Below are 22,298 nucleotides of genomic sequence, written 5' to 3' on the forward strand. Positions count from 1 at the left end.
CGNTNATCAAGCTGCCGCCGCTGCTGCGATACAGCCGGGTGCGGTTGCTGGCATCCTGAGCCGCCTCAAGGATGGTCACCGCCCCGGATGCGGCAAACTTGAGCAGCGCGCGAAACGTCCACGGCCCGCTCCAGTCCTTGGCAAAGGTCCGGCTCAGATAGTCGTTGGTGCCGACGAGGATGCTCGCGGAGATCTCGCGCGGAAAAACGGGCCGCACGCCGCCCAGACCGGTCAGAGGATGGATGATCGGATCAAACATCAGGCCACCGCCTTGAAATTCTGCAGGGCCGTGCCGCGCAGCACGCCGTCGCGCTCGACGAAGGTGACCACGTCCTCGGCGCCGGGCTCGGGCGTCACCTCAGGGGCCCTGCCGCCGGGCCAGCGGATGGACGCGGGCCACGCAACGGACCGCCAGCCGGTGGCGTCCTGCACCAGCGTCAGTTCGCCCGGTCCGGGGTTGGTGATGATCATGGCCGTCACGTCCTCGGTGAGCGTCAGCAGCGCCCGGGGCGCGGCGGCCATGTCCCACGTCACCGTCCCGGCGTCGATGACCAGTGCGGTCTGCTCGTATTCCTGCGGCGCGGTCCAGAGGTTGGGTGATGCCATGCGGGCCCGTGCATCAAGCGCCGATTGCAGCCCCTGCACGTCCATTATCTGCAACCCCGCACCGGCCTCGGCCAGAGAGTGGGCAATCTGGACGGACTGCTCCGCGGGCGAGAGCACCGTACCGAGCAGACGGGCGAACTCGCGCCAGACCCCGGCAGACTCGTCCCAGCGCAGCACGAGCTTGTCGCCGGGACCCTGCAGAACAAGGTCGGCAGCATCGCGCAGGCTGATGTTCCCCGCCGCGTGCCGGACCGTGATCGCATCCCCGTCGCGGATCGGGGAGAGCAGGACGCGACGGTCGTCCGTCGGCGCGGCGGCGATGTCCGTCAGGGCATCTGTAGTCCGGGACTCGGATGACTCGGGCAACAGGTAGCCCTGCCCGGAGGTCACGGTGATTGCTCCGGCGGCAATGTCCTCGAACGACGCTCCGGCATCGACGAACCAGCCCGGCAGCCAGACGCCCCCAGCGGCCTGCACGGTGCCGGAACCGGAAAAGACCCGCGACTCGGTCCACGCCCCGAACTGTCCCGACACGTGGAGATGCGCGCCGGGACCGATGAACAGGCTCGCGCCGGGCGTGGCCAGCACTGCGCTGGCTGCCGGAATGGTCAGGTCCCCGTTCAGGGCGTAATCGCCTTCTGGCAGGCTGAAGCGCCCGGCTTCGCCCAGCTCGGCAACGGCCGCGAGAAACATGGCTGAAAAGTCCATGGCTGCCAGCTCGTCCCATCCTTGCAGGTTGACCAGATTGAGCAGTCCCTTGCGCAGGGTGTCCTTGTCCGGGCGCTGCCCCACGGTCAGAATGTCCATGACGTGTTTCACGGTATCCTCCTAAGTGACCACGGCGCTGACGGCCACGCCGTACTCGCTGCGGTTTTCGGTTTCGTCCTCGGTGCGGACCCAATAGTAATAGGTTCCGGCGGCCAGCCCGGTGTCGGTCCAGCCGGCGTTTTCGCCGGGCAGGGAGTAGACGAGCCCCGCCAGCTCGGCCGCGGCATAGTCGTCGGCGGTGTGCCGGTAGACGCGGCTGCGCTCGAAGTCCTCGTCCATGGGGCATATCCACGTGATGGTTGCCTGACCGCTGCCGCCGGACACAGCCAGTTCCTCCACCGGCGACGGCGGCGTGGTGTCCGCTCCGTTGGGGGCCTCCACCTCCGGAGCCTCGGGCATGTCCTGTTCATCCACTTCGGGGTCCCACTGGTAGGCGCGGTCGTCATCCTGCTGGAGCGTGAGGTCCACGCCGAGGCCGTCGTCCGCCAGACGCCATTCGGCAATGCGGTACTTGGCGCCCCCTTCCCAGCACTCGGGCAAGTGTAGGTTGACCGGCTCCCCCGGCACCAGCGGCAACAGGGACAGGTTTCCCGGAAAATCGACGGTGGACTGGAGGCGGTGCCGCTCCAGATACATCTTGGCCAGCCGCTGCGCCGTGGCGGGGTAGCGGGTAAACGGCAGGTCGAGCTCGGTGTAGATCACGTGCCCGCCGTCCTGCTGCACGTACTCGTCGTTGGTCACGAACGGGTAGTCCGTGGGCTGCCACTTCTGTTCGACGCAGATGAACGTTCCGCGCACCGCATTGAACAGGTCCGTCCTGTTGCGGCGCGGCTGTACGCTCACGCTGGCGCGCGCCATGCTCTGGCGCACATCGGCCACCACGGGGCTTGCCGAGGCAACGCGCAGATTCCATCTGCCGCCGGCCACGTCGAGTGATCCCCCGCAGGAACTGAGCATGTCGCTCAGAATCTGGAAGGGTTCGCCTTCGGTGTCCACCACGCCGTTGCAGGTGTACCGGGGCTCCGTGCCGCCGTTCTTGAGAGGCACTTCCTCGTCGCAGATGTTGGCGGCCGCGCGGAAGGAATCTTCGTTGATCCGATCCGGAGGTACGCCGTAGCCGCCCAGCTCTTCGGGCGTGAGCAGGTAGTCGCGGATGCACAGGGCCGCGTTCTCGGTCCACAGGGTGGTTCCGCTGCGGGGGTCCAGTACCTTGCGGCCGCGATAGACCACGGTGGGGTTCGGGATGCCGCCGGGAAACATCTTCTGGTCGTAGACCAGCTTCAGCGCCGCGTAGGCAATGCCGCGCATCCGGTGGTCCACGGTCCACTTGCCGTCGCATTCGTCCATGAACCGCTGGTTCGCGGTCTGGTCCGGGGCGCCGAGGTGGAAGTCGCAGAAGACGTGGGCGCTGCCGTCCTTGAGCCACCGGCTGTTGGTAGCGGCGCCGTCCTCGCTGAGTTCCACGAGCTCGTCGTCGAGGTACAGCTCCTCGACCGCGTCGATTTCCCCGGCGGCAAGGGGAAAGATGATGTAGAGGTTCTTGTTCTTGTCGCCGTTGGAGTGGATGAAGGTCATGGGGCCGGACGTCCGCACGCGTCCGTAGGCGTATTTCCAGCTCGTGACGGGCTGGCGCACCATCTGCGACATGCCGCCGCCCCGTTCGTTGAAGCTCGGCATGTCCATGTTCGGCTTCTTGCCGGAGCCGAGCAGGGCGGAACCGGCAAACGTGACCGCCGCCGTGACCACCCCGCCCACAACGGCGGAAAGGACCGCGCCCGAAACCGCGGACGCCGCAGCGGTCCCGGCCACGGACGCGGCCACCGCAATGACTGCACCGCCCATCAGCCGACCCTCCATGCGCGAAGCGTCAGCGCGCCGGGCAGCATGGCCACTCCGGCGGGCAGGGCGGCCACGGCCACCTCAGCCCCCATGCAGATGCCGAAGCTGGGGATGCCGTTTGTCTGCCGCAGAAACACCGCGTCGCCGCGCCGGGCATACGCGGGCGCAACCTCCGGCGCGTTCAGATCATGGGCGATCCGGACCATGGCTTCTTCAAGCCCCCCGTCGCAGAACCGGCGAAGCGACACGACCGCCCCGTGCCTGTCGGAATATCGGCCCCGGAACCACTCGCCCGGGTCCACGCCCGTGATGGCCTCGATGGCGTCGCACGCGAACAGGCAGCAGTCGTGTTCGCCCCATCGGAACTGCGCCGTGCTGCGGGACTCCACGAACGAAACGAGGCGGGCCTCCCAGTCCGGACGGCGAATCAGTCGTACTTCTGTTTTCCCCATAGCACCAATATCTCCTGTAGCGATGAAACAAACTCCAGTCCCTTGTCCCCGGGCGCGCGTTCGCGCAGATCCACGTCGGAGTAGTGGCGCACGCGCGGGCGTGTGAGCGAGGCAAACTCGTGCTCGGCAGACAGGCTCACGGTTATCCCGCTGCCGTCCAACGTGATCGTCGGGGCGTCCATACGTCCGAGCCACAGGCTCACGGGATCCGGCACCAGCGCCCAGTCCTCGGTGAAGACCGCGTAGAAGAACTCCACGGCCCGCCCCTGATAGTGCTGCGTGAAGGTGGTCGAGATCGTGTCGAAGAGCGGAGCGCCCGTTTCGTCCTTGAGCGGGATGCCGCTGAGGCTGATGTCCACGGTCTGGCTCTTGAGGTCCAGTGTGTCGGTGATGCCCGAGACCCCACCGAACTGGCCCACGCCGTGCCAGACGTGTCCGCCCCAGTGCAGGGAGCCGACGCCGGACCATGCGCGGACGGGATCGTCGGGAAAGTCAAGGTACACGAGCAGCGCGGGATACACGGTGCCGCCGGCGAGATGCGCTTCGACCTCGGGACTCATCAGGCGGGGCATGGGACCTCCTGGCGGAATTCGAGTTGGAACGAACTGAACAGGCCGGGCTCGGTGGGGTTGCGCGCCAGCTGGTCGTCCTTGGCGCGGAACACACCCGTGCAGCCGGTCCAGCCGACGACCTGACCGGAGGCCAGCGGGTACGTGGCCGGGATCCTGGGGCGCACATGCAGCAACCCTGCGCCCCATTGGTCGGTATTCAGATCGTGGGTGAGGATGTGCAGTCGGTTCTCCCCGAACTGCACGTAGTCCCCGGCCAGCAGCAGACCGGGAACCGAAGGCATCCAGCCCGCCGTCGGAATCACGCTGCCGTACACGTTTTCGGTGACGCGCGGCGGCCGGGGAGGCGTGTCCAGAAAGTCGGTGTCATCCGCGAACAGCGTGCCGTCCGCAAACGGGAACAGGAACGGGTCACGGATGCGTCCGGCAGGGGTGAAGCGTCGGAAGTCCGGAATCCGGATGCGTCCTGCACGGCCCCCGAGTTCCGCCAGCAACGCGTCGAGCCGGGCGCTTGTCCGCCGATTCTTGCGGGAAAAGCGCATGACGCAGACCCAGCGGTCGCCGGGCAGAACGTACACCTGTTGCTGCCGCGTGAACGGGCTGGTGTTTTCGGCGGTGTGCGGCTCCAGCCAGAACTCGGAGCGGGAGGGGCGCAGGTCTGCGGGCCAGTCTATGATCATCCTATCCTCCCATTGCCCAGCGGCGTTTGCCGGGGTCGGTGCGCAGACGCTTGAGCGCCAGCTCCGCACCGTCCCGGGCGGCCCGATTGCTGGCCGCCTGAATCAGCGCCATGTTTTTTTCGGACACGTCGCCCGCGACATGCACGCTGGAGTCGATGTTGAAGACCACGCCGCCACCGCCGCCCGAGCCGCGAATGGTGACAGGGATGGTGCGACCGTCCGGAAGCGGCACATGCGCCTCCTTGCGGTAGCGGCCTTCGGAGACCCATGCCAGCTGCGGGCCGACGGAGACGCCGCCGTTGGCGTAGGCGGCATCCGCGCCGGCGAGTTTGGTGGACTGGTTGCCGCCCCCGGAGGCGTCGCCACCGCTGAACAGGTCTCCGAAAAAGCTGCCTACGCCGGAGGCAAGGCTGCTGGTCAGCGGCTTCATGACGTTGATGCGAAATATTTCCTGCGCCACCTGCTTCACCAAATTGGTCAGGTCGCTCAGGTCTCCTTTCATATTGAAAACCATGTCGGTGCCGAGCTGTTCAACACGGCGAAACGCTCCTTCGTAAACGTCCGCGATGCTTTCCGCGGCGGTCTGTGAATAGCGTTCGTATCGCGACGCCCCGAGGATGAGCCCGTCAATCATGCTGTCCGACTCCGCCAGCTGCATTTCGTGCTGACGCTTTTGCGCTGCGGCCCGTTCGTCCTCGATCTGGAGAATCTGTTCGGAAGCCCAGCGGTTCACCTTCACCTTGTCGGCCCCGGCCTGCTCAAAGCGCTTGGCTTCATCCTCGATGAGCTTCATTTCGTAGTCGTATCTGCCCAGAGACATGCGCTGATACTCGACATTGAACTCGGTCAGCACCTGCTTGCGCTGCTCCAGTGCGGCCTTCTGCGCGGCCAGCGCGCTGGCGCTCGGTCCGGACCGTTCCACGTTGGTGGGAGTCGGCGACGGATGGGGGGGAGGGTCGTTGGTGGGGGCGGGGGTGTCCCTGTCTGCCTGCCCGCTGCGGTTGTCCAGCACCCGGAAATCATGTTCGGCCTGCCGGCGCTCTTCACCGGCCTTGCGGCGCATTTCGGCCAGCCTGTCGGTGAGGCGCTTGATCCGCGCTTCCGACTCGGCAATCTGTTTGCGGATGGCGGGGCCTTGGGTTTCCAGGGACTGGCCGCTCAGCTCGGCCAGCCGCTTGCGGCGGTTGGCCAGAAAGTTCATCTCCTGCCGCATGACGGCATTGATTTTATCCCGGTCCGTGACCTTCTTGCCTTCATCGAAGGTATCCTTGATCTGCCCGATGGCGGCGGAGACAAGCACAATGGCGGCCCGGGCCTTGGCCCCGCCCACGATGGCGCCGATGAGGCCGATCTCCTGCACCACGTCGGGCAGTTGGTTCCACCCCGTAATGGTTTTGTCGAACACCCTGCCCACGATCTCGGCAAAGTCGCCGGCGTGGCGGGCTGCACCGCCGAGCGTGGTCACGAGCTTGTCGCCGTTCTGGTCCAGCCAGTCGGACAGGCCGTTCAGGGTCTGTTTGAGGTCCGGCGCAATGTCCTCGCCCAGATCAAGCATGGTGGCGTCGAGGGTATTCTGAAAACGTTCGCGGCTGGCGCGAAGGGTTTCTTCAAAGTCGTGGAACGCCCGGGCGGCGCGTCCCTGTCGTCGTTCCATCTGGTCAAGAGCCTGCCCGTAGGTTTCGAAGTCATCGGCAAGCATAGGGGCCATGCCGGTCAGGGCCTCGGACGATTCGAACAGACGGCCCATGCTCATGCCGCTGGCGTCGGCGCGCTGCTTGACCTCCCGCAATGCCCCGGCAAGGCCGTATTGTTGGACAAGCGCCTCGCCGCTGGCCACGTTCATGGATTCGAGCAGATCCCGCATGCGCTCCTGCGGCTTGATCAGTCCCATCAAAATGGCGCGGTACTGAGTGGCGGCCTGCGAGGTGGTTCCGGCGGTCTGGGAGATGGCTGCCAGCGCCGCGCCCATCTCTTCCGCCTTGACGCCGAGCAGGCCGGAGATGGCGGCCACGTCGCCGATGACCGGCACGAGCTCCGCAAAACTGGTCTGCCCCTCCTTCTCGATGGAGAACAGCAGATCCGCCGCGTCCGAGGCATCCCGGAATTCACCTTCCAGGCCCTTCATGACCTTGGTGAGCGCCTTGATGGTCTTGGACTGCGAAACGTGCGCTCCCTTGGAAGACTGCGCCGAAGCGGTGAGCATCTCCATGGCGGCGGCCGGCTCCTTCACTCCCGCCGAGATGGTCTGGTAGTATCCCTGCACCAGCTCGGTCATGGTGCCGAGCGAGTGCGGCAGTTCGCCAAGCTGCGAGTCGATCTCCTGCAGCGACTGGTCGGTGACCTTGGACATGTCGCGCAGGCTCACCTCGTACTGCTCGAACCGCTGGGTCACGTCCCGCAGGAACATGGCGCCGCCCGCAGCCACGAACGCGTTCTGCAACGTCATGGCCCGGCGCGTGAGCGCATCAACGGCCAGCCCCGCCTTGCGGAGCTGGCTCGTTGCCATGTCTTTTGCGCTAATAATTATCTGAGTTTCCGGCATCGTTCCTCCGGGCCATCCGGTTCAGTTCGAATTGCTCAAGGTGCTTGAGTCTGCGAAAAACCCCGGCATCCACGTCCAGTGGCGGGTCCTGCCTCTTGGCCACCCATTCCACGGCGGGCCAGTCCAGCCCGACAGGACCCAGCGGCCCGACCCGCCACTGGTTGTTGCAGTCTATCCAGAGGCGCCAGACCGCACGGTTTTCGGGCATGAGCTCCGGGCTGTCCGCGCGGACCTCGCATTCGGCGCACTCTGCGGCGGTGCCGTTACATGTGTCGCAGTAGGCAGCTCGGTCCGGGTCCGCGACCCAACGCCAGACCGCTAGGAGTTTTCCGCCAGCTCGGGCAGGGTGAACGTGTGGCGCTGGGTCTCGGACACCAGCAGCATGACGTCGCGGTTGGACTGGCGGATCTCCTCGAACAGCTCCTCGCCGTACAAATTCTCCACCATGCGCCGCACGTTTTCGCGCGCTTCGAGCACATCGAGTTCGGCCTCGTCCTCGCGGCGGCGCAGGATTTCCGTGGCCTCGTCAAAGCCGAGCCCCTTGAGTTCAACGGTCTTGCCGCAGTCCGGCAGCAGAATGGTCTTGGGCATCTATTCCTCCCAGGTCTTGATTTCGTTGCGCAGCCGCACCACGAGCCCGCTGCCTTCGGAGGCAACGTCGTGGAAGGCGCTGTAACTGAATTCTTCCTTCACGCCCTTGGGACCGGAGATAGCCGGAGTGTTTCGCTGATACAGGCATTCGGGCAGCAACAGGGACAGCTGATAGCCGTTGTTCACCAGCAGGATCTCCAGCCGCTTGCGGTCGCCGGTGTTCGATGCTTCAAGAAACCGCGTATCCTTGAACAGGGCGGTCATCTGTCCGGACAGCGTCATGAGGCCCTCGGAGAGAGAGCCGCGACGGCCGTCGGCGCCGATGGTGTAGCCGTCCTCGGTGTCCAGATCGTTTGATACGTCCAGCGAAAACGTCTTGAGCCGGTCAGCGAGCAGCACGCCGTCTTCAAGAATCCGCGCCTGACGCTGCTGGAACTTGTGCAGCGGCAGGCGGACGGCGGAGGCGTCATAGGGCTGGGTGGAGTCGCTTTCGCCGCGGCCGACGATATCCAGACTGGCCGACATGGCGCCTGATTCGCCCACGCTCAGGCCCAGCGAGTTGAGCTTGAGGCCTTCGCACACGGCGTAGAGCGGCAGGTCCGGAAAAGCCTTCTCGGCGAGGAAGCTGGGCATGTCGTCAACCACCACATAGGTGTGATCGAAGAAGCCGGCGCTGGCGGTCGGGGTGTCGTCGAACGCTTCTTCGACGTAGGCGGCCGTGATCACGATTGCATCCAGACCGGATCCCCGGCGCACGACGTGCGTGCCGTCATAATTGACCGTGCCGGAGATGACGACTTGCGCGCCGACCGGCAGGCCGTGCCCCTTGCTGGGCAGCGCCACCGTGCCGTCGCCGCGATCCGCCGCATCGCCGAGCAGCGTCACGACCCGGGCCAGCTGGACGGTTTCGGTGCCGTCAAACACTTCGGCGGCATACGGGGCGGCAATCACCAGTTCGTTGTCCGTGGTCTCGGTGGCCAGCGAGTACGCGCCGTCGTAGCCGGTGGTGCCGGAGATGAGTACGGGAGCGCCTGCGGCGAGGCCGTGTCCGGTGGCGGGCAGGCCCACCTTGCCGGAGCCTTTGTCCACGGCGTTGCCCGCGTCCAGCGTCAGGGCTGGGACGGGCTCGGTGGCCGGCAGGCCGAACAGGCCGCGCAGCCAGATGCCGAAGGAATGCGCGTCAACGGGGACGTCGGCGCTGCCGCGCTCGTCGGTGAGCCCTTCGTCCGGCGCCACCGGGTTGCGTGAGCCGGTCAGGATTTCGTCCGGCGTCTGGTCGCGCGACTCGGCCACCTCAAATGATCGGATCGGGACCCGAAACGCCCTCTTGACGCCGGGCCGCACGCCGTAGGTGGCTTCGAAGTCCACCGTCACCGCGCTTTTGTATCCTCTTGCCTGTCTACCCATAGTGTCCTCCTAAATGGTGTTGTCCTCGACCACCTCGAAAATCAGGTGGCGTTCAAAGAGATGCTTGCCCGGGCGCGAGGTCTCTCCCTCCCAGGACGATGGTGCGGCTTCGCACCCTTCCAGCGCATCAAGCGCCAGCGATTCGAAGCGGCGGATCAGGCCGTAGCCGCGAACCTCGTATCCGTTCGCCAGTTCGTCGCGTTCACGGCAATTCAGGCCGAGCGCCATCAGCACGGTCCTGCGGGCCGTGCTGCGCTCGAAACCGTCGCGGTCGGCGAACGGGACCACGGCAATGTACGGCGCGTCTGCGCTGCCGTGGGGCGCTCTGGGATCAAAGCCCAGAATCAACACGGGCTCGCCGCCGAGCGTGTCCCGGCAGAAGTCCTGCAGCGCAGGAGAATCCTGCAATGCTGCGACCCATTCTTTGGCGATTTCGTAGCTGTCCATGCGTTACCTCAAAGCGAAAGCCCGGCTGGATTTGCCGAGGTAGTAGGAAATCTTCTGCTCGATCCGTTCGAAAACCTCGTCGCGCGACCCCTCGTAGACCGGGGTGATCAGATCGCGGGGCGGGCTCTCGATGGTGTCCTCCGCCGGAATAGGCAGCCCGGCCGCGCCGAAGAACCGTCGCATCTTGTCCGTGACGCGCGTGCTGAAACCGCGCTGCAATGACCACGCGCGGCGGGCCGCTGCCGGAGAGAGCCAGCCGACGCGCACGCGCATGAGCCGCTTGTCGCGGCGGTAGCCGACGGCCTTGACCAGCTGGCCGTATGCGTGGGTGGCGGGCTGCCGGAAGTGCCCCTTCGCATCATCGAGAACGCGCTGCTGCTGAATCTCGGACAGTTCGGGCCAGTTCTCGCCGGGCGGATCCTCGTCGTAGACCGTGTTCTTGATTTCCTGCTGCAACCACCAACCCGCAGACCCGAGAGCGCGGTTGAACTCGGACGGGAAGGTGCGCACCAGAAAGGCCATGAACGGAGCCGTGGTGTCCCGGATGGCCACGCGGGCCCCGCCCCGGTGGGACGAGTAAAAGGGATAGGTCCGGAGCACGGTCTTGCCCTGATGGCCCTTGACCGGGAAACGGACCGTGCCTTGGTATCCCTCGAAATCGCTCCAGCTGCTCATGCCGGACTGCTCCCACGTTGTTCGGCCACGCAGCGCAGGCGCCACCATATCGGCGTCGATGTGCGGGGCAGGGCATCCACCTGACGGATTTCGTACAGCCGGGTTTCGAACGCGATTTCGTCGCCGTACACGGGAGGTTCGGGATGATCCGACACGGCGAGGCGAAACGAAGCGTGGTGTCCCAATCCGTCGAACAGGTCGGCGTCGAACCCCGACGGGGCGGAACCGAACCCGAAGACGGTGACCACCGCACGGGTGGGCACCGCTTCACCGGTCTCGGCCACGTAATCGACCGCGCGGCCGCATTCGTCGAGCATGGACCGGGCATGGTCTGACGTCAGCATGGCATCAGTCCTCGCGTTCCGAGGCAGGCAGCTCTTCCAGGTCGGGCAGGGCTTCCAGCTCGCGGGTACGGGCGTTGTATTCCTCGGGCGTTGGCACGGTGTAGCCGTCGTCGGTCAGGGCTGCGGCTATCTGGGCGAACGTGGCCCCGACCCTGAGTGCGCCCTTGATCATCAGCAATACTTCCATGGTCCTGTCCTCCGACATCGTCTTATCCTCCGAGGATTCGGTTCATCGCCGCCTTGGCCTGCGTCAGCAGGGACCGGGCCTTGTCCAGCAGGGCGGGCCAGTCTCCGGGACGCGTGCGGGAGTACCGCCACGTGTCGGTGGCGTTGCGCAGCAGCACGAGGACGGTCTTTGTCCGGTTGAGCAGCGGGGCCACATCCGTCTTGAGCTGTTTGCGGGTGTCGGGTTCGACCTGCGGCAGCAGCTGGCGGTATTGCGTATCGACACTTTCAAAGGCCGTGGTGATTTCGTCGGTCACGGCCACGGCCTGTTCGTGAGGCGGCAGGTTCTTGAGCGCGCAGCCGGACAGGGCGGGCCCCAGCGTGACGATAAGGAGCACGACGCCGAGTCCGGTCTTGTCGGGCTTGCCCGCCACCACCTTGTCCCTGGCCTTGATGCGGCCGTAGATCGTCCCGACGGTGGTCGCCACGGCTGCCAGCAGCGTCAGGATTTTTTCCAGCTCGCCCGCCTGCACATCGAGGCCGAACAGGCTGAACAGCAGCACACCCATTCCGGCGAGGCTGGAAATGACGGTTTTCGATTGCAACAGATTCTTTTGCATCAGACCTCCTGCAGTCTGCGGTTGAGCTCGGTGACGCGTCCCGTCCACCCGAGCAGGTATTTCATGCTTGCGGGCCGCTTCCGGCAGATGTCCCGGTAGTGGTCCATTCGGTTGACCAGAATGTCCTTGGCCAGCAGCAGCGAGCGGGTGCGGGAGCTGCCGACGTAGAAGTCCATGGTGCCAATGGTGCGGGTGCCGGTCACGCCGTCCACCACCAGCGACGGGACTACTTCGCCGTCGATGAACAGGGCGTTGATGCTTCGCTGGAGGATCCGACCGGCCGGACGGAGACCGAGGTTGACCGCCGTGTCGAACATGACCAGCGCCACATGGGCGGGCATCTGGTCGCAATTCTGGGCGTGCCAGTAGTCGCGGCGATATATTTCCTTGGCGCCCGCACGGGTCAGGGCCGCGATATCCACGTCGGGGTACGCCCGCGCGGAGATGCCGAATTTAGTTTCCCCGCCCGGGTCGTCCGGGTCGTTCACGTAGCCGCCCTCGTGCTCAAGCACGAAGGTGAGTGCGTATTCAAGACTGTTCATAAAGCCCTCCTGGGATCGCCGGAGTCCCGGCAGTGGCGCAGCCGCTCCATGAGCCATGCGGGCAGACGGATGCCCAGCGCGGCGAGATGGTCCGCTGCGGAGAGAAATTCGTTGATGGCCAGATACGCGATCATCAGATCCCGCGCGGGACTCTGGAGCCAGCTCGTGGAAATGGCCAGGTCCAGCACGTGGGCAATGGCGACGGCGATGACGTAGAGCAGAAACTTGCCGATGCCCTTGCGCATCTTCGCCAGCGACAGACGCCTTTCATAGAAGGCGCGCGAAAAGCCCAGCAGGTAGTCGGCGCAGAACAGAATCGTAAGGGCGCCGAACGGCAGGTCGAACCCGCCGAGCAGCCAGCCCACGACGCCGAGGCAGGTGCCGCCGATGGCCTTGAGCCCGAACTGATCGGCAACGGGAGCGCAGAGGGCGCGCAGGGTGAGGATGGCGTCGAGGAAACTGTCGCTTTGCATGACCGCTCCGGGGTTGCCCCCGCCTGCGGACCATGGGGGTGGCGTGTCCGCAGGCGGGGATGGTACGGAGGTTAACTCTTGTCGTCGGAGGTCCCGTTGGCGAGCTGGGCTTCCAGCCCCTTGGCGTACTCCACGGCCTCGTCCAGCTTGGCTCTCAGGTCCTCGTTCTCGACCTTGAGGGTTCTGGCGGATTCGTTGGCACTGTCGAGCTTGGCCTTCATTTCAGCCGCCTCGGCGGACATGGGGGGAGTGGCCGGATCGTCCTCGCCGGGCAAAGCGGCCAGCCCTTCCTTGAGCAGGCGGTCGGCCTCGCTGACGGGGATGGGGTGGACCTTACCGGCGGCGTACTTGCGCTCGCCGTCGAACAGGGTCGCGAGCAGCTTGACTTTCTTGGTTTTGGCCATGGCTACACCACCTTGTTGTACATGAACGCGCCGGGGTTCTTGGGCAGCGGCACCGGGCGGGATTCCATCAAGACGAACAGCGCAGAGGGGTCGTTTTCTTCGTACGTCTTGACGAACTTCTCGCAGGGGCCGGGGCACTTGAGGTCGTTGGGCAGGCCGAACTCGATGGAGTTGTCGGAGCTGCGGCTGCCGGCCACGGCATAGTCCGGGTGCAGCAGCTGCTTGGCCACGCCGTCTTCCTGATACGTGCCGCCGTAGACGTAGATGTCCACGCCGTTGACGTTGCCCTTGTACAGGCTCTTGACGCGGGGCGAGAGTTCGCCCACGTCAAGGCGGCGGTTGTCCAGCTTGTCGGCGATGCGGTCGCGGAAATGCTTCCACGCGTTTGTGCCCAGCACCACGGTGTCCATGCCGCAGCTGGAGGCTTCGAGGATCACGTTGTACCAGTCCTCGAACTGGCCCTCGGGATCGGCGCCGGGATCGGACCACAGGGCGGTGCCGGACAGGGCCAGCTTGTTGTCGGCGGGCATGAGGTAGTCGATGTGCACCTTGGCGTCTTCGCCGGAGAGGGTGATCTCGCCGGTCAGGGCCATGGCGCAGTACAGTTCGTAGGTCAGCTCCAGCCGGTCGTCGAGGTTCTTGAGGTCGGCGGCCAGCTTGGCTTCGACGCGGTCCATCGGAGCGCCGGGGCTGCTGGGCGCGGTTCCCGGAACCTTTTCCTTCAACAGGTCCGCTCCGGAATAAGGCAGTTTGGGGCGCAGCCGGGGAGCCTTGACGATGCGGCTTTCCCGAGACGTGGCGTCCACGACCTTACCGCGCGAAACCTCGGAGACGACGGGAATAACTTCCTTGCCGCCGACCACGAGCTCCAGTTCCACGGTATTGGTCTCAAGCGCATTGCGCTTGCTGAAAAACAGTTCCTTGAACAGTCCCGGGAAATGCGGGAACCGCTCCACCACACCCATCATGGTGTAGATGTCGAACGGGTTGTATACAAAAGTCATCGCGTCCTCCTAGATCACGAACAGGCCCACGCCGCGAAGCTGGGCGATGGCGGTTTTCTTCTCGGCTTCGGTGATGCCGTCGGGCCAGATCAGGCCGTCTTCAAGCATCTCGCCGTGGATGTAGACGGGTGCCGCCTCGTCGCCGGCTGCGGGAACCGTGACGTCCATGGCCAGAACGCAGACAGCGGCATCGCTGCCGTCCGCGGCCGCCGGATCGAGCTGCACGTGTTTGTCCTCGGCGGTGATCACTCCGAGCACGGTGCCGGATTCGAGCGTGTACTCGGCTCCGGTGGACTTGAGCTGCACGCTGTCCATGATGGGCTGATGGTCGCCCACGAGCTTTCTGACAACGCGGGATATGGATTCGACGCCGTAGTTCATGTCTCCTCCTAGCGGGTTGCGTGCTTGACCATGCGGTCGATACCGGCCTCGCGGGCCGCCTCTGCGTTGTCAGCGCGTGCGCCGCCCGGGTCCACGTTGTCCTGCATGGCGGCATGAAGGCCCTGCAGGATGGAGGCGCGAGAGTCTTCGGGCTGCTGCGTGTCCGCGTCCTGCTTGGCCGGATCTTCTCCGTTCTGCTGCGGCCCGTCCTTCTGCGGGATGACACCGAGCGCCGTGACCTGTTCAGCGGTCAGGCCGGCTTCGACGCAGGCCTTGATGCGGGCGCTTGCCTTTTCGTCGAGCAGGGCTTCGACAATGCTCATGACGCGTTCGGTGGAATCGGTGGCGGCCTTGGTCACCGCCTCGTCCAGCTCCTTGCGAACCTTGGCCTGTTCGTCCTGACTGACGCTGGCCACGATTTCGCGGACCGCCTCGGGGTATTCGGCCCGCAATTCCTTTGCCGTTTTGCTCATGGTCTCCTCCTTGATGAGTTTGATGAGCTGTTCCTTGGGCATGATGCCCTTCACCAGGCCGAGTCCGAGAGCGTCCTCAGCTCGGAAAACTTGTCCGTCCGCCCAGTCGTTCGCCTTTTCCGGGGCCAGCCCCATGTTCTGGGCGACGGTCTCCACGAACAGGCGGTAGTTGCCGTCAAGGCTGGCCTGCATGCAGTCGCGCGCTTTCTGGCTCAAGGGTTCATCGGGGTTGCCCAGCGCCTTGTATGCACCGGCGTGGAGCCAGGTGGGGGTGATGCCCACCTTGTCGTTGAACTTGCTCCAGTCCATGTGCAGGCGGAGCACGCCGATGGAGCCGACCGAGGCCGTGGGGGCGCTGGCGTAGACGCGGCCGCCGGCGCTGCCCACCCAGTAGGCCGCGCTGGTCATCTGGCTGTTGGCCAGCGAGTAGATGGGTTTGACCGCGTTCGCCTCGCGAAGATATTCGCCAAGCTCGTACACCCCGGCCACGGTCCCGCCCGGGGAGTCCGTGTCGAGCAGAATGGCGTGGACGGAATCATCCCCCAGCGCCGCCGAAACGGACTTGCGAATGCCGCTGTACGACTGACGGAACCACGAGCGCCGCGAGAGGCTGCCCGTGACGGGGATCACGGCCACGCCGCCATCCACCTTGTAAGGCACGGTTTCCGCATCGCTTCCCGGAAAAACCAGCGACGCCGTTTCCTTGTCCCGGACGGCGTGCAGGACTCCGGCAAGAGCGTCTTCGGTGATGGCCCACGACGAGCCGAACAGGTCGGTGGGATCAGGCTGCATTGTCATCTTCCTCCTTCAGACCGGCCTCATGGAGACGCTGTTTTTCGCGCTTGCGCTGGTCCACGGTGTCTTCCCAGTCCTGCCCCTGTTCGGCGGCCACGTCGGCCAGCGTGAAGATGCCGGCATCAAGGCCCTTGACGTAGGACACGACTTCCTTGACCGGATCCACGTAGCCCCGGGCCGGGCCGATCCAGCGGGCGCGCGTCCAGAGCTGACGGGCGTCGTAGAAGTCAGGACCGGAGCCGGTGGACCACATGCCGCGCAGGAAGGCCTCCTCGATCACGCAGTTCCAGCAGATCTGGGCGAAGTGGGCGCCGGCGTGGGCACGGTAGATCTGGAACATGCGCCACGCTTCGAGCATTGCGGCACGGGCGCTGGAATAGTTGGATTCGGAAAAGTCCTTGCTCAGGACCTCGTAAGGGATGTTCAGGCTGGCGCTCATGGCGCGCAGGACCACCTTGGAAAATTCCACGAAGTTGGGGCCGGGAATGTTGGAGGAAAGCGTGCGGGCGTCGTCGCCCGGGCGGCCATAGATGACCTGCCCCGGGGCGTATTCCTGCACCAGCGGATATTCCTCAGCTTCGAAATCCTGTTGACCGCCGAGTGCGGGCAGGGTCGGCGGACCGCTCTGGGACGAGATGAACACCGGGAATGATGCGGCGATGATCTGGCCGATGAGGCTGTAGTCCAGTGCCGTGTCAAGCTGACGATGCAGTTTTGCGCCAGAGGAAAACACGCTGCGGCCTCGGTACATCTCCGGCTGGGTGTAGCGGTAGCAGTGGATGAATCCGGGCCAGTGCCCGCGCCGGGCCGGAACCCGCTCGAAGTCCGGCGAGCTCAGGGTGGCGGCGGGCGTGCCTTTGGGCGGGTTGCCTACCCAGTACGCCACCGGACGGCCGTCGTCGTCGATCTCCACGCCGTCGATGATGTCGGTCCGCGTCTGCATGTTTGCGGGCGTCGCCACGCGCTGAGGGTGCAGGTCGAGCAGGCAGAACCCGAAGGTCCTGCCGGGCGCCTTGGACATGCGCGGCAGGAAAACGGAGTCGCCGAGCGACAGCATGGTGGAGATGTTCATGAACTGCAGGTCGCCGAACGTGGCGAGTCCGCGGCTGTGGGATTCGGTCTGCCACAGCTCGAACGCGGCTTCCATGTCCGCCTGGATCTGCATGGCCTCGTCTTCGGGGATGCCGAGCAGGCGGTAGGGGAGGGAGGACTGTGCCCGCAGCCCCCGGCCGATCACGTTGGCGGCGGTGGACTCGATGGCTCCGGCCGCGAACGGATCCGACTCGACGAGCTCCTCGGCCCGGCGCTGGATCAGGCTGCGCTCCGTAGCCTCTTCATGGGGGGAAATAACTTGATGCGGCGCCCAGCCGGTGTATCCCGTACCGTAGCGGCCTGCGGGACGACGAACCGGACGGCGGCCGCGCGGTCGAATTGCGGGAGATTTCAGCTTGCGAAAGCTCATCGCACGGGCCTCCCCGCAACGATGGTCAATCCGCCAGGCTTGCCGTCGAGCTTGTTCAGCTCGTCCTCGGCATAGTCGAGCATGCTGCGCAGCCCTCGGATGCTGGCCAGCGTGTAGCTCTCGCCCTCGATCTCCACGGTCTGACCCGCCGCCACGCGCCTGAGTGCGCTCTTGTAGACGCCGATCAGCTCAACGAGTTCCTGTCTGGTCCATACGCTCATGCCCCGGAGCTTGATGCTCGCGGCCTGTGATTGTCACGGAACCCATGGAACACACGGAACCCATGGACAGAAATATGAGAAAAGAAAGGCCGGGTTCTCACCCGGCCGTTGAAAGTGATTATTTATCTAAATACTTCTTTATTCCCACCTCTGTGAATCTCCATGCCGCTTTATTTCCCTTGAGGTCAGGGACTTGCTCAAGTTCTCCATTGTCCCTCATCTTATAAAAATGGTTTTTCATGGTGTTTTCTGAACTGATCCCCGTAAGCTCTCGACCAATTCTGTTTGTAATAGAACCATGTTCACAGACATACGCAATAATTGCTTCTATTGGCGACTCCAAAGGTTCATGTTTAATTGTCACCAAGACACTAGTTTCTTTTTCTTCAACCTTTGGAGGTTTTAGTTTTAAATTTTTCATAGCATCAAAGGCAGTGTTTAACCCTTCACCAACGTCTTTATTTGGGGGGTTCGGGAATTTGTTTATAAGTCTAACTATTTTAGGGTTTCTGGAATATTGTTCTGCCAAAATATTCTCAACTGTGATGTATCCAGGAAGTGTCCCCGGGCTTTCCACTTCTATTCTGTTATCAAAAATCCTGACTTGAATGTCTGTCTGAATACTGTAGTCACGATGTATAATCGCATTTGTCAGTATCTCGTGGAGCGTTTCCGAGGGGTATTGAATGGATTCTAGATTTCCGTTTCGGTATACTCTTATACTTTCAACGATTTCTTTTACTTTATTTACAGCCTCATATATTATTTCGTAAAGACATCCCTCTATAGTAATGGGGTCCCCGGCAAGGTGGTCTCTTTCCCCCTTTTCTTCTCGGCTTTTATATTGCAATATTTTTATACCACTTTGTTTAGGTAGAAATGCCTGCGGTTCATCACTAAACAAAAGTACACCAGCAACAGTAGGTTTTTCTTTGATGATTAGTTGCTGTTTGCAAAGCCATTCATCGGGCTCAACGTTTGGGACTGTGTTTAGAACAAACTCCAACGCAACTAGAGAATTGGATATTTCATCAGTGTTGATTGGTACGAGTTCGTCTTCAAATGAGCTGATCCCTTTCGAATATTCTAATTCTTTTATTCTTTCTTCGGTCAGTTTAACGCTTTGGGCGGACCGACGTAGGTAAACATTGCCGTCAGATGCTTTGATTACTTTGGGATTTTTGCGTACTTCAATATGAAGAACAAGATCATTATTTTCAGGGTGTTGAAGGAATTTGCAGTCGTATCCTGAAGGGAAGTTAAAAATCTCATCGAAAGTTTGTATAATTTGGTTGGCGTCTTCTTGCCTTTCAAAACCATCCCATACGAAGCTATTTTCTTGTTCAGCGATTCCTACATAGAGTTCACCTCCTGCAGCGTTGGCAAAGCCAGAGAGGCTTTTGGTCAGTTTCCCAGGAGTTATTCTTTTGTCTTTGAAGTCAATGAAATGCGACTCTTGCTTTGCAAGAATCAACTCTACTTCTTCAGTTGAAAGAATGGTAAGGTTAGGCAAATTCATACTCCACTTAACTGCTTTGAATCTAATATCTTACTTACAATCTACAGCTTCAATATTCGTCCACACAGTTCCGGTCTCACCCGCCGGACGGATTTCGCACATCCCGTCCCAGGTGACGTCTTCACGGAAAACCTTTACGCCGTCGCGGGTGATTCCCACCAGTCCCGTCTTTGCCAGCTTCATGAAAGCGGCGCGATCCTTCTGGGAGATCATGCGCATCGCTTTGTCGAACAGTTCTTCCGAGGCCGCGAAAACGTAGCCTTTTTTTGTGTAGCAGGGGCCACCGGCAAAAGCCGAGGCCGAGAAGATGAAAAGAAGCGCCGTCGAGAGGAGCAGCGTTTTCATGGCAGGTCCGAGGCGGCCCGGTTTCATGCACTGACGGGCAGGCCGGGTGCCTCGACTGTGCGGTGATCCAATCTTGTTGTGGTCGCCTGATAACGTATAGGCGGTAAAAAGTGGATACCCGCAACCTTGTTTTTTTTCAAGGGGGGCAGCAGCCGATTCGCCTCCGCCTCTTGAACCGTTCCACATCCGAGAGCGGCACGCGGATACCCCGGTTTTTGCCCACCCGGAAGGCCTTGGGGAACTCGCCTTCGTTCAGCAGTTCATAGAAGGCGCTCTTGCCGATGTTCAGCATCTTGCAGACCGTCTTGTAGTTCAGAGCCGGATCCTTGTGCGTCATGATTACCTCGAAAACCAGGTTGGGCGCGTCCCCACCAGAGAACCTTGTCTGGCCGGGCGGGCTGTGGGTTGCTTGGGGGCGGAGCCGGGCCGCTTGAGGAAGGGACCGCCGAGCGCATACCATGCGGCCCTCGCGTACACCTCGCAGTCCCAGTAATGGTTGTCCTTGTGGTCCGGGCAGAGCCAGACGCGCTTTTCCTCGTCGAACCATTCCGCGCAGAGCTGCTGGGCGTAGTCCTGAGACGTGTCCGCGTGCAGGTGGAACATGCCCGGATCGCCCGGCTCGATGGCCATGGCCGCAGCGAGGTCGTTCTTGAAAAAGGTCGTGTCGATCTGCATGAGGCTCAGTCCGCCCGGGATGCGGCTCTTGGTGCCGGGGTAGTATTCGATGTCCGAATACTTGACCGGCGTGGCCGCCAGATACTGCTTGCCCTGAATGGGCATGATCTTGCCCCGGTGCCCGGCGCAATACTGGTAGACTTCGCGCGTCCGATCTCCCATGGCATCGATGAGCGTCAGCCGGATGGGGTGCACGTTGCCGTCGGCGTCCCGGTATTCCGAGCCCCAGAGCACGGACGTCAGGTCCTCGAAGGTAACGACCTGACCGGCGCGCACCAGCCAGCTCTCCCAGTTCTCTCCGTAGGCAAACGCGCGTATGGAGTAGTAGAAACCGCGCTTCTGGGTATCCACGCCGGCCACGAGCCCGGCGATCAACGACCGTTCGCCTTCGGGCGTGGCGGGCACGCGGCCGCGTGGGCGGCTGTCGCACAGTGCCAGTATGCGGTCTTCGTCGCGCTGGATCTCGTACTCCTGCCACGGCTCCGCCTTGATGGCGTTCATGAAGTGACGCAGGTGGGCCATGCGCTGCCGGTTCTTCTTGTCGTTTCCCTTGAGGAACCAGTAGACGCATTCGGACAGGGAGACGAAGGTCGAAAGCCACGCCGGGATATGGAACGCCACGGACTTGGGTTCGGCCTGCCGCAGATGCTGCGCCAGCTCCATGCCCGTGGACTGCTCTCGCCATTGCCCGGCGCGCACCGCGCGGTCGCGCGCCGAGTCATCCCAGAATCCGCCGCAGTGGGGACATTCGTACCAGGCAAGGGCCTTGTTCTTGATGACTTCGGGGTTCCGCTCGTCTTCGGGAAATTTGATCTGGTCGAAGGCCATGACATGGAACATGCCGCACTCGGGACAGCGTACCCAGAACTCGAAGCGGGCCACAGCGTTGTTCCACGCCAGCCAGATCGGCCCGTCCTCGGTGGTCGGGGTGCTAATGCGCCAAACCTTCTTGTTGTAGCGATAGGTCGTGGTGCGGGCCAGCGCCAGCGATATGGGGTCGGCCTCGTCTTTGCTGGTCAGGCGCGGATACTTGTCCACTTCGTCCAGCACCAGATAGCGGATAGGGCGGTTCCCGAGTCGGGATACTGATCGCGCCCATGCCATGTAGAGCGGCATGCCCACGAGCTTGAGCTTGATCCCGGTCTTGTCGTTGTCGCTGCCGGACAGCAGGTCGCGGAGCTCCGGGGATTCCTCGAACATGGGGGTGATGCGTTCGCGGTTGTTGTCCTTGGCCGTTTCAATGTCAGGATAGACGAACATGCCCGGGCCCGGGTCGAAGCTGGAGGCGTAGCCGATGCAGTTGTTGACGAACTCCGAACCGCCGACCTGAGGGGACTTGATGACGGCCACGTCCTGCACCGCCGGATGAAAGCTCGACTCCATGATGCCGGTGAGGTAGGGCGTGCGCGAGTTGCGCCACGGTCCGGGCTTCGAGCTCATCGACAGGACGCGGGCGTGCTCGACCCACTTGCTGATGGGCTCCCGCCGACGCTTGCGCATGACCTTTCGCACCTGATGCCCGAGGCCGAACCGGTGGCGCTGCGCCTCTAGGCACAGGGTCCGCACGGACTCGGGCAGCCAAGCGGGCGGAGTGACGCGCACCCGGCGGACCTTGTTCTTCTGCTTCTGCGGGGGGACAGGTTTAAGCATCGCTGAAAATCACCTCCAGACTGCCGCTCGTGGCCAGCTGCGTCAGTTCCTCGTCAAGGATGGAGTCCAGCAGCTTCTTCAATTCGTGCTCACGCTCAAGGTCTCCCCGGACCGCCTCGATGAGTCGGGTCGCGTCGTCCTGAAAACGCTGCTTCACCAGTGACTCGATGGCGGTGACCACGCCTGCCATTTCCAGGTAGTGGTCCTCGCGGGGGATGTGCTTGCCCTCAAGAATCTCCAGTTCCCGCGCCTCTCGCTGCTGCCGCTGTTCCTCCCGGAGCGTGCTGGCGATGAGCTTGCGCTGCTGCCATTCGTCCACCGGAAAATCGTCCGCCTCCTTCTCGGGAGGGACGTCAAGGGGCTTGAGGGTAGTGGCGTACTGGCGCAGCGAGGCGGGAGGGATGGTTTTGTCCGGCAGGACCTCCACGGTCCCGGCGCTACAGTCCTTGTAGAACTTGGATTTTCCTATCTTGTATCGGGAGCTCAGCCAGCGAAGAGCCTCGGCCTTGGTGAGGTGGTCCGGTATGTCCATGCGTCACTCCTTGGGTTCTTCGCGATTCATAGCGGCTGGGCAGGCTGAGACTCAACCTTTCTGCGCATCTGTCGTGAAGAAAACAAAAGGCCGGCGACGCAGGAAGCGTCACCGGCC

At 63.1% G+C, this 22,298-nt stretch carries 26 protein-coding genes and 2 pseudogenes (1 of these 28 cut by a window edge); all 28 read right to left on the reverse strand.

Annotated features, from left to right (window positions below; translation table 11 throughout):
- Positions 1 to 259: pseudogene (locus B149_RS0113455) on the reverse strand (DUF7483 domain-containing protein); it reaches 2,756 nt to the left of the window's first position.
- Positions 259 to 1,425, reverse strand: a complete 1,167-nt coding sequence (locus B149_RS0113460) for a hypothetical protein (RefSeq protein ID WP_018125691.1) — start codon at positions 1,423 to 1,425, stop codon at positions 259 to 261. The pseudogene B149_RS0113455 and the gene B149_RS0113460 overlap by 1 nt, the downstream one beginning before the upstream one ends.
- 9 nt (positions 1,426 to 1,434) lie before the next feature.
- The gene (locus tag B149_RS0113465) at positions 1,435 to 3,216 is read right to left on the reverse strand and encodes a phage tail protein (RefSeq protein WP_018125692.1); all 1,782 of its coding nucleotides are present in this window, start codon (positions 3,214 to 3,216) and stop codon (positions 1,435 to 1,437) included.
- Positions 3,216 to 3,665 (reverse strand): DUF6950 family protein, encoded by a 450-nt coding sequence (locus B149_RS17300; RefSeq protein WP_018125693.1) that lies wholly within the window; start codon positions 3,663 to 3,665, stop codon positions 3,216 to 3,218. The genes B149_RS0113465 and B149_RS17300 overlap by 1 nt, the downstream gene beginning before the upstream one ends.
- Entirely contained in the window at positions 3,641 to 4,237 is a 597-nt protein-coding gene (locus B149_RS0113475) for a hypothetical protein (RefSeq protein ID WP_018125694.1), read from the reverse strand. The genes B149_RS17300 and B149_RS0113475 overlap by 25 nt, the downstream gene beginning before the upstream one ends.
- On the reverse strand, positions 4,225 to 4,914 hold the full coding sequence (locus B149_RS0113480; protein WP_018125695.1) for a hypothetical protein: 690 nt from the start codon (positions 4,912 to 4,914) through the stop codon (positions 4,225 to 4,227). The genes B149_RS0113475 and B149_RS0113480 overlap by 13 nt, the downstream gene beginning before the upstream one ends.
- A gap of 1 nt (position 4,915) precedes the next feature.
- On the reverse strand, positions 4,916 to 7,456 hold the full coding sequence (locus tag B149_RS0113485) for a phage tail tape measure protein (protein ID WP_083909237.1): 2,541 nt from the start codon (positions 7,454 to 7,456) through the stop codon (positions 4,916 to 4,918).
- A pseudogene (locus B149_RS0113490) lies at positions 7,431 to 7,673 on the reverse strand (DUF1799 domain-containing protein); the annotation flags it as partial. The gene B149_RS0113485 and the pseudogene B149_RS0113490, both read right to left, overlap by 26 nt.
- Positions 7,674 to 7,774: 101 nt before the next feature.
- Positions 7,775 to 8,047 (reverse strand): hypothetical protein, encoded by a 273-nt coding sequence (locus tag B149_RS0113495; protein WP_018125698.1) that lies wholly within the window; start codon positions 8,045 to 8,047, stop codon positions 7,775 to 7,777.
- Positions 8,048 to 9,454, reverse strand: coding sequence for a phage tail tube protein (locus B149_RS0113500; RefSeq protein WP_018125699.1), 1,407 nt, complete (start codon positions 9,452 to 9,454; stop codon positions 8,048 to 8,050).
- Between the two features lie 9 nt (positions 9,455 to 9,463).
- Positions 9,464 to 9,901 (reverse strand): hypothetical protein, encoded by a 438-nt coding sequence (locus B149_RS0113505; RefSeq protein WP_018125700.1) that lies wholly within the window; start codon positions 9,899 to 9,901, stop codon positions 9,464 to 9,466.
- A gap of 3 nt (positions 9,902 to 9,904) precedes the next feature.
- Complete coding sequence (locus tag B149_RS0113510) at positions 9,905 to 10,576, reverse strand: hypothetical protein (protein WP_018125701.1); 672 nt, start codon at positions 10,574 to 10,576, stop codon at positions 9,905 to 9,907.
- Positions 10,573 to 10,920, reverse strand: a complete 348-nt coding sequence (locus B149_RS0113515; RefSeq protein WP_018125702.1) for a hypothetical protein — start codon at positions 10,918 to 10,920, stop codon at positions 10,573 to 10,575. The genes B149_RS0113510 and B149_RS0113515 overlap by 4 nt, the downstream gene beginning before the upstream one ends.
- 4 nt (positions 10,921 to 10,924) lie before the next feature.
- Positions 10,925 to 11,107, reverse strand: coding sequence for a hypothetical protein (locus tag B149_RS0113520; protein WP_156816836.1), 183 nt, complete (start codon positions 11,105 to 11,107; stop codon positions 10,925 to 10,927).
- A gap of 22 nt (positions 11,108 to 11,129) precedes the next feature.
- A complete protein-coding gene (locus B149_RS0113525) occupies positions 11,130 to 11,705 on the reverse strand; it encodes a hypothetical protein (RefSeq protein WP_018125704.1) in 576 nt (191 codons plus the stop codon).
- Positions 11,705 to 12,247 (reverse strand): glycoside hydrolase family 108 protein, encoded by a 543-nt coding sequence (locus B149_RS17305; protein ID WP_018125705.1) that lies wholly within the window; start codon positions 12,245 to 12,247, stop codon positions 11,705 to 11,707. Before B149_RS17305 ends, B149_RS0113525 begins: the two co-directional genes overlap by 1 nt.
- On the reverse strand, positions 12,244 to 12,720 hold the full coding sequence (locus B149_RS17310) for a phage holin family protein (protein WP_018125706.1): 477 nt from the start codon (positions 12,718 to 12,720) through the stop codon (positions 12,244 to 12,246). The genes B149_RS17305 and B149_RS17310 overlap by 4 nt, the downstream gene beginning before the upstream one ends.
- 71 nt (positions 12,721 to 12,791) lie before the next feature.
- On the reverse strand, positions 12,792 to 13,124 hold the full coding sequence (locus B149_RS0113540) for a hypothetical protein (RefSeq protein ID WP_018125707.1): 333 nt from the start codon (positions 13,122 to 13,124) through the stop codon (positions 12,792 to 12,794).
- Between the two features lie 2 nt (positions 13,125 to 13,126).
- Positions 13,127 to 14,128 carry a major capsid protein gene (locus tag B149_RS0113545; protein ID WP_018125708.1) on the reverse strand — a complete coding sequence of 334 codons (1,002 nt, stop codon included), beginning with the start codon at positions 14,126 to 14,128 and terminating at the stop codon, positions 13,127 to 13,129.
- Between the two features lie 9 nt (positions 14,129 to 14,137).
- Positions 14,138 to 14,509 (reverse strand): head decoration protein, encoded by a 372-nt coding sequence (locus tag B149_RS0113550; RefSeq protein ID WP_018125709.1) that lies wholly within the window; start codon positions 14,507 to 14,509, stop codon positions 14,138 to 14,140.
- Positions 14,510 to 14,517: 8 nt separating this feature from the next.
- Positions 14,518 to 15,774, reverse strand: a complete 1,257-nt coding sequence (locus B149_RS17315) for a S49 family peptidase (protein ID WP_018125710.1) — start codon at positions 15,772 to 15,774, stop codon at positions 14,518 to 14,520.
- Positions 15,764 to 17,239 carry a phage portal protein gene (locus B149_RS17320; protein ID WP_018125711.1) on the reverse strand — a complete coding sequence of 492 codons (1,476 nt, stop codon included), beginning with the start codon at positions 17,237 to 17,239 and terminating at the stop codon, positions 15,764 to 15,766. The genes B149_RS17315 and B149_RS17320 overlap by 11 nt, the downstream gene beginning before the upstream one ends.
- Positions 17,236 to 17,460: a hypothetical protein gene (locus B149_RS0113565; protein WP_018125712.1), complete on the reverse strand. Its 225-nt coding sequence runs from the start codon at positions 17,458 to 17,460 to the stop codon at positions 17,236 to 17,238. The genes B149_RS17320 and B149_RS0113565 overlap by 4 nt, the downstream gene beginning before the upstream one ends.
- A 118-nt stretch (positions 17,461 to 17,578) precedes the next feature.
- Positions 17,579 to 18,979 (reverse strand): ATP-binding protein, encoded by a 1,401-nt coding sequence (locus B149_RS0113570; protein WP_018125713.1) that lies wholly within the window; start codon positions 18,977 to 18,979, stop codon positions 17,579 to 17,581.
- 30 nt (positions 18,980 to 19,009) lie between these two features.
- Positions 19,010 to 19,324: a hypothetical protein gene (locus B149_RS0113575; protein WP_040372888.1), complete on the reverse strand. Its 315-nt coding sequence runs from the start codon at positions 19,322 to 19,324 to the stop codon at positions 19,010 to 19,012.
- 136 nt (positions 19,325 to 19,460) lie between these two features.
- A complete protein-coding gene (locus B149_RS18585; protein WP_018125715.1) occupies positions 19,461 to 19,661 on the reverse strand; it encodes a helix-turn-helix transcriptional regulator in 201 nt (66 codons plus the stop codon).
- A 2-nt stretch (positions 19,662 to 19,663) separates the two neighbouring features.
- The gene (locus tag B149_RS0113585) at positions 19,664 to 21,649 is read right to left on the reverse strand and encodes a terminase gpA endonuclease subunit (RefSeq protein ID WP_018125716.1); all 1,986 of its coding nucleotides are present in this window, start codon (positions 21,647 to 21,649) and stop codon (positions 19,664 to 19,666) included.
- Entirely contained in the window at positions 21,642 to 22,181 is a 540-nt protein-coding gene (locus B149_RS0113590; protein ID WP_018125717.1) for a hypothetical protein, read from the reverse strand. Before B149_RS0113590 ends, B149_RS0113585 begins: the two co-directional genes overlap by 8 nt.
- Positions 22,182 to 22,298: the final 117 nt, after the last annotated feature.

Source organism: Desulfovibrio oxyclinae DSM 11498 (assembly GCF_000375485.1).
Classification (GTDB): Bacteria; Desulfobacterota; Desulfovibrionia; order Desulfovibrionales; family Desulfovibrionaceae; genus Pseudodesulfovibrio; species Pseudodesulfovibrio oxyclinae.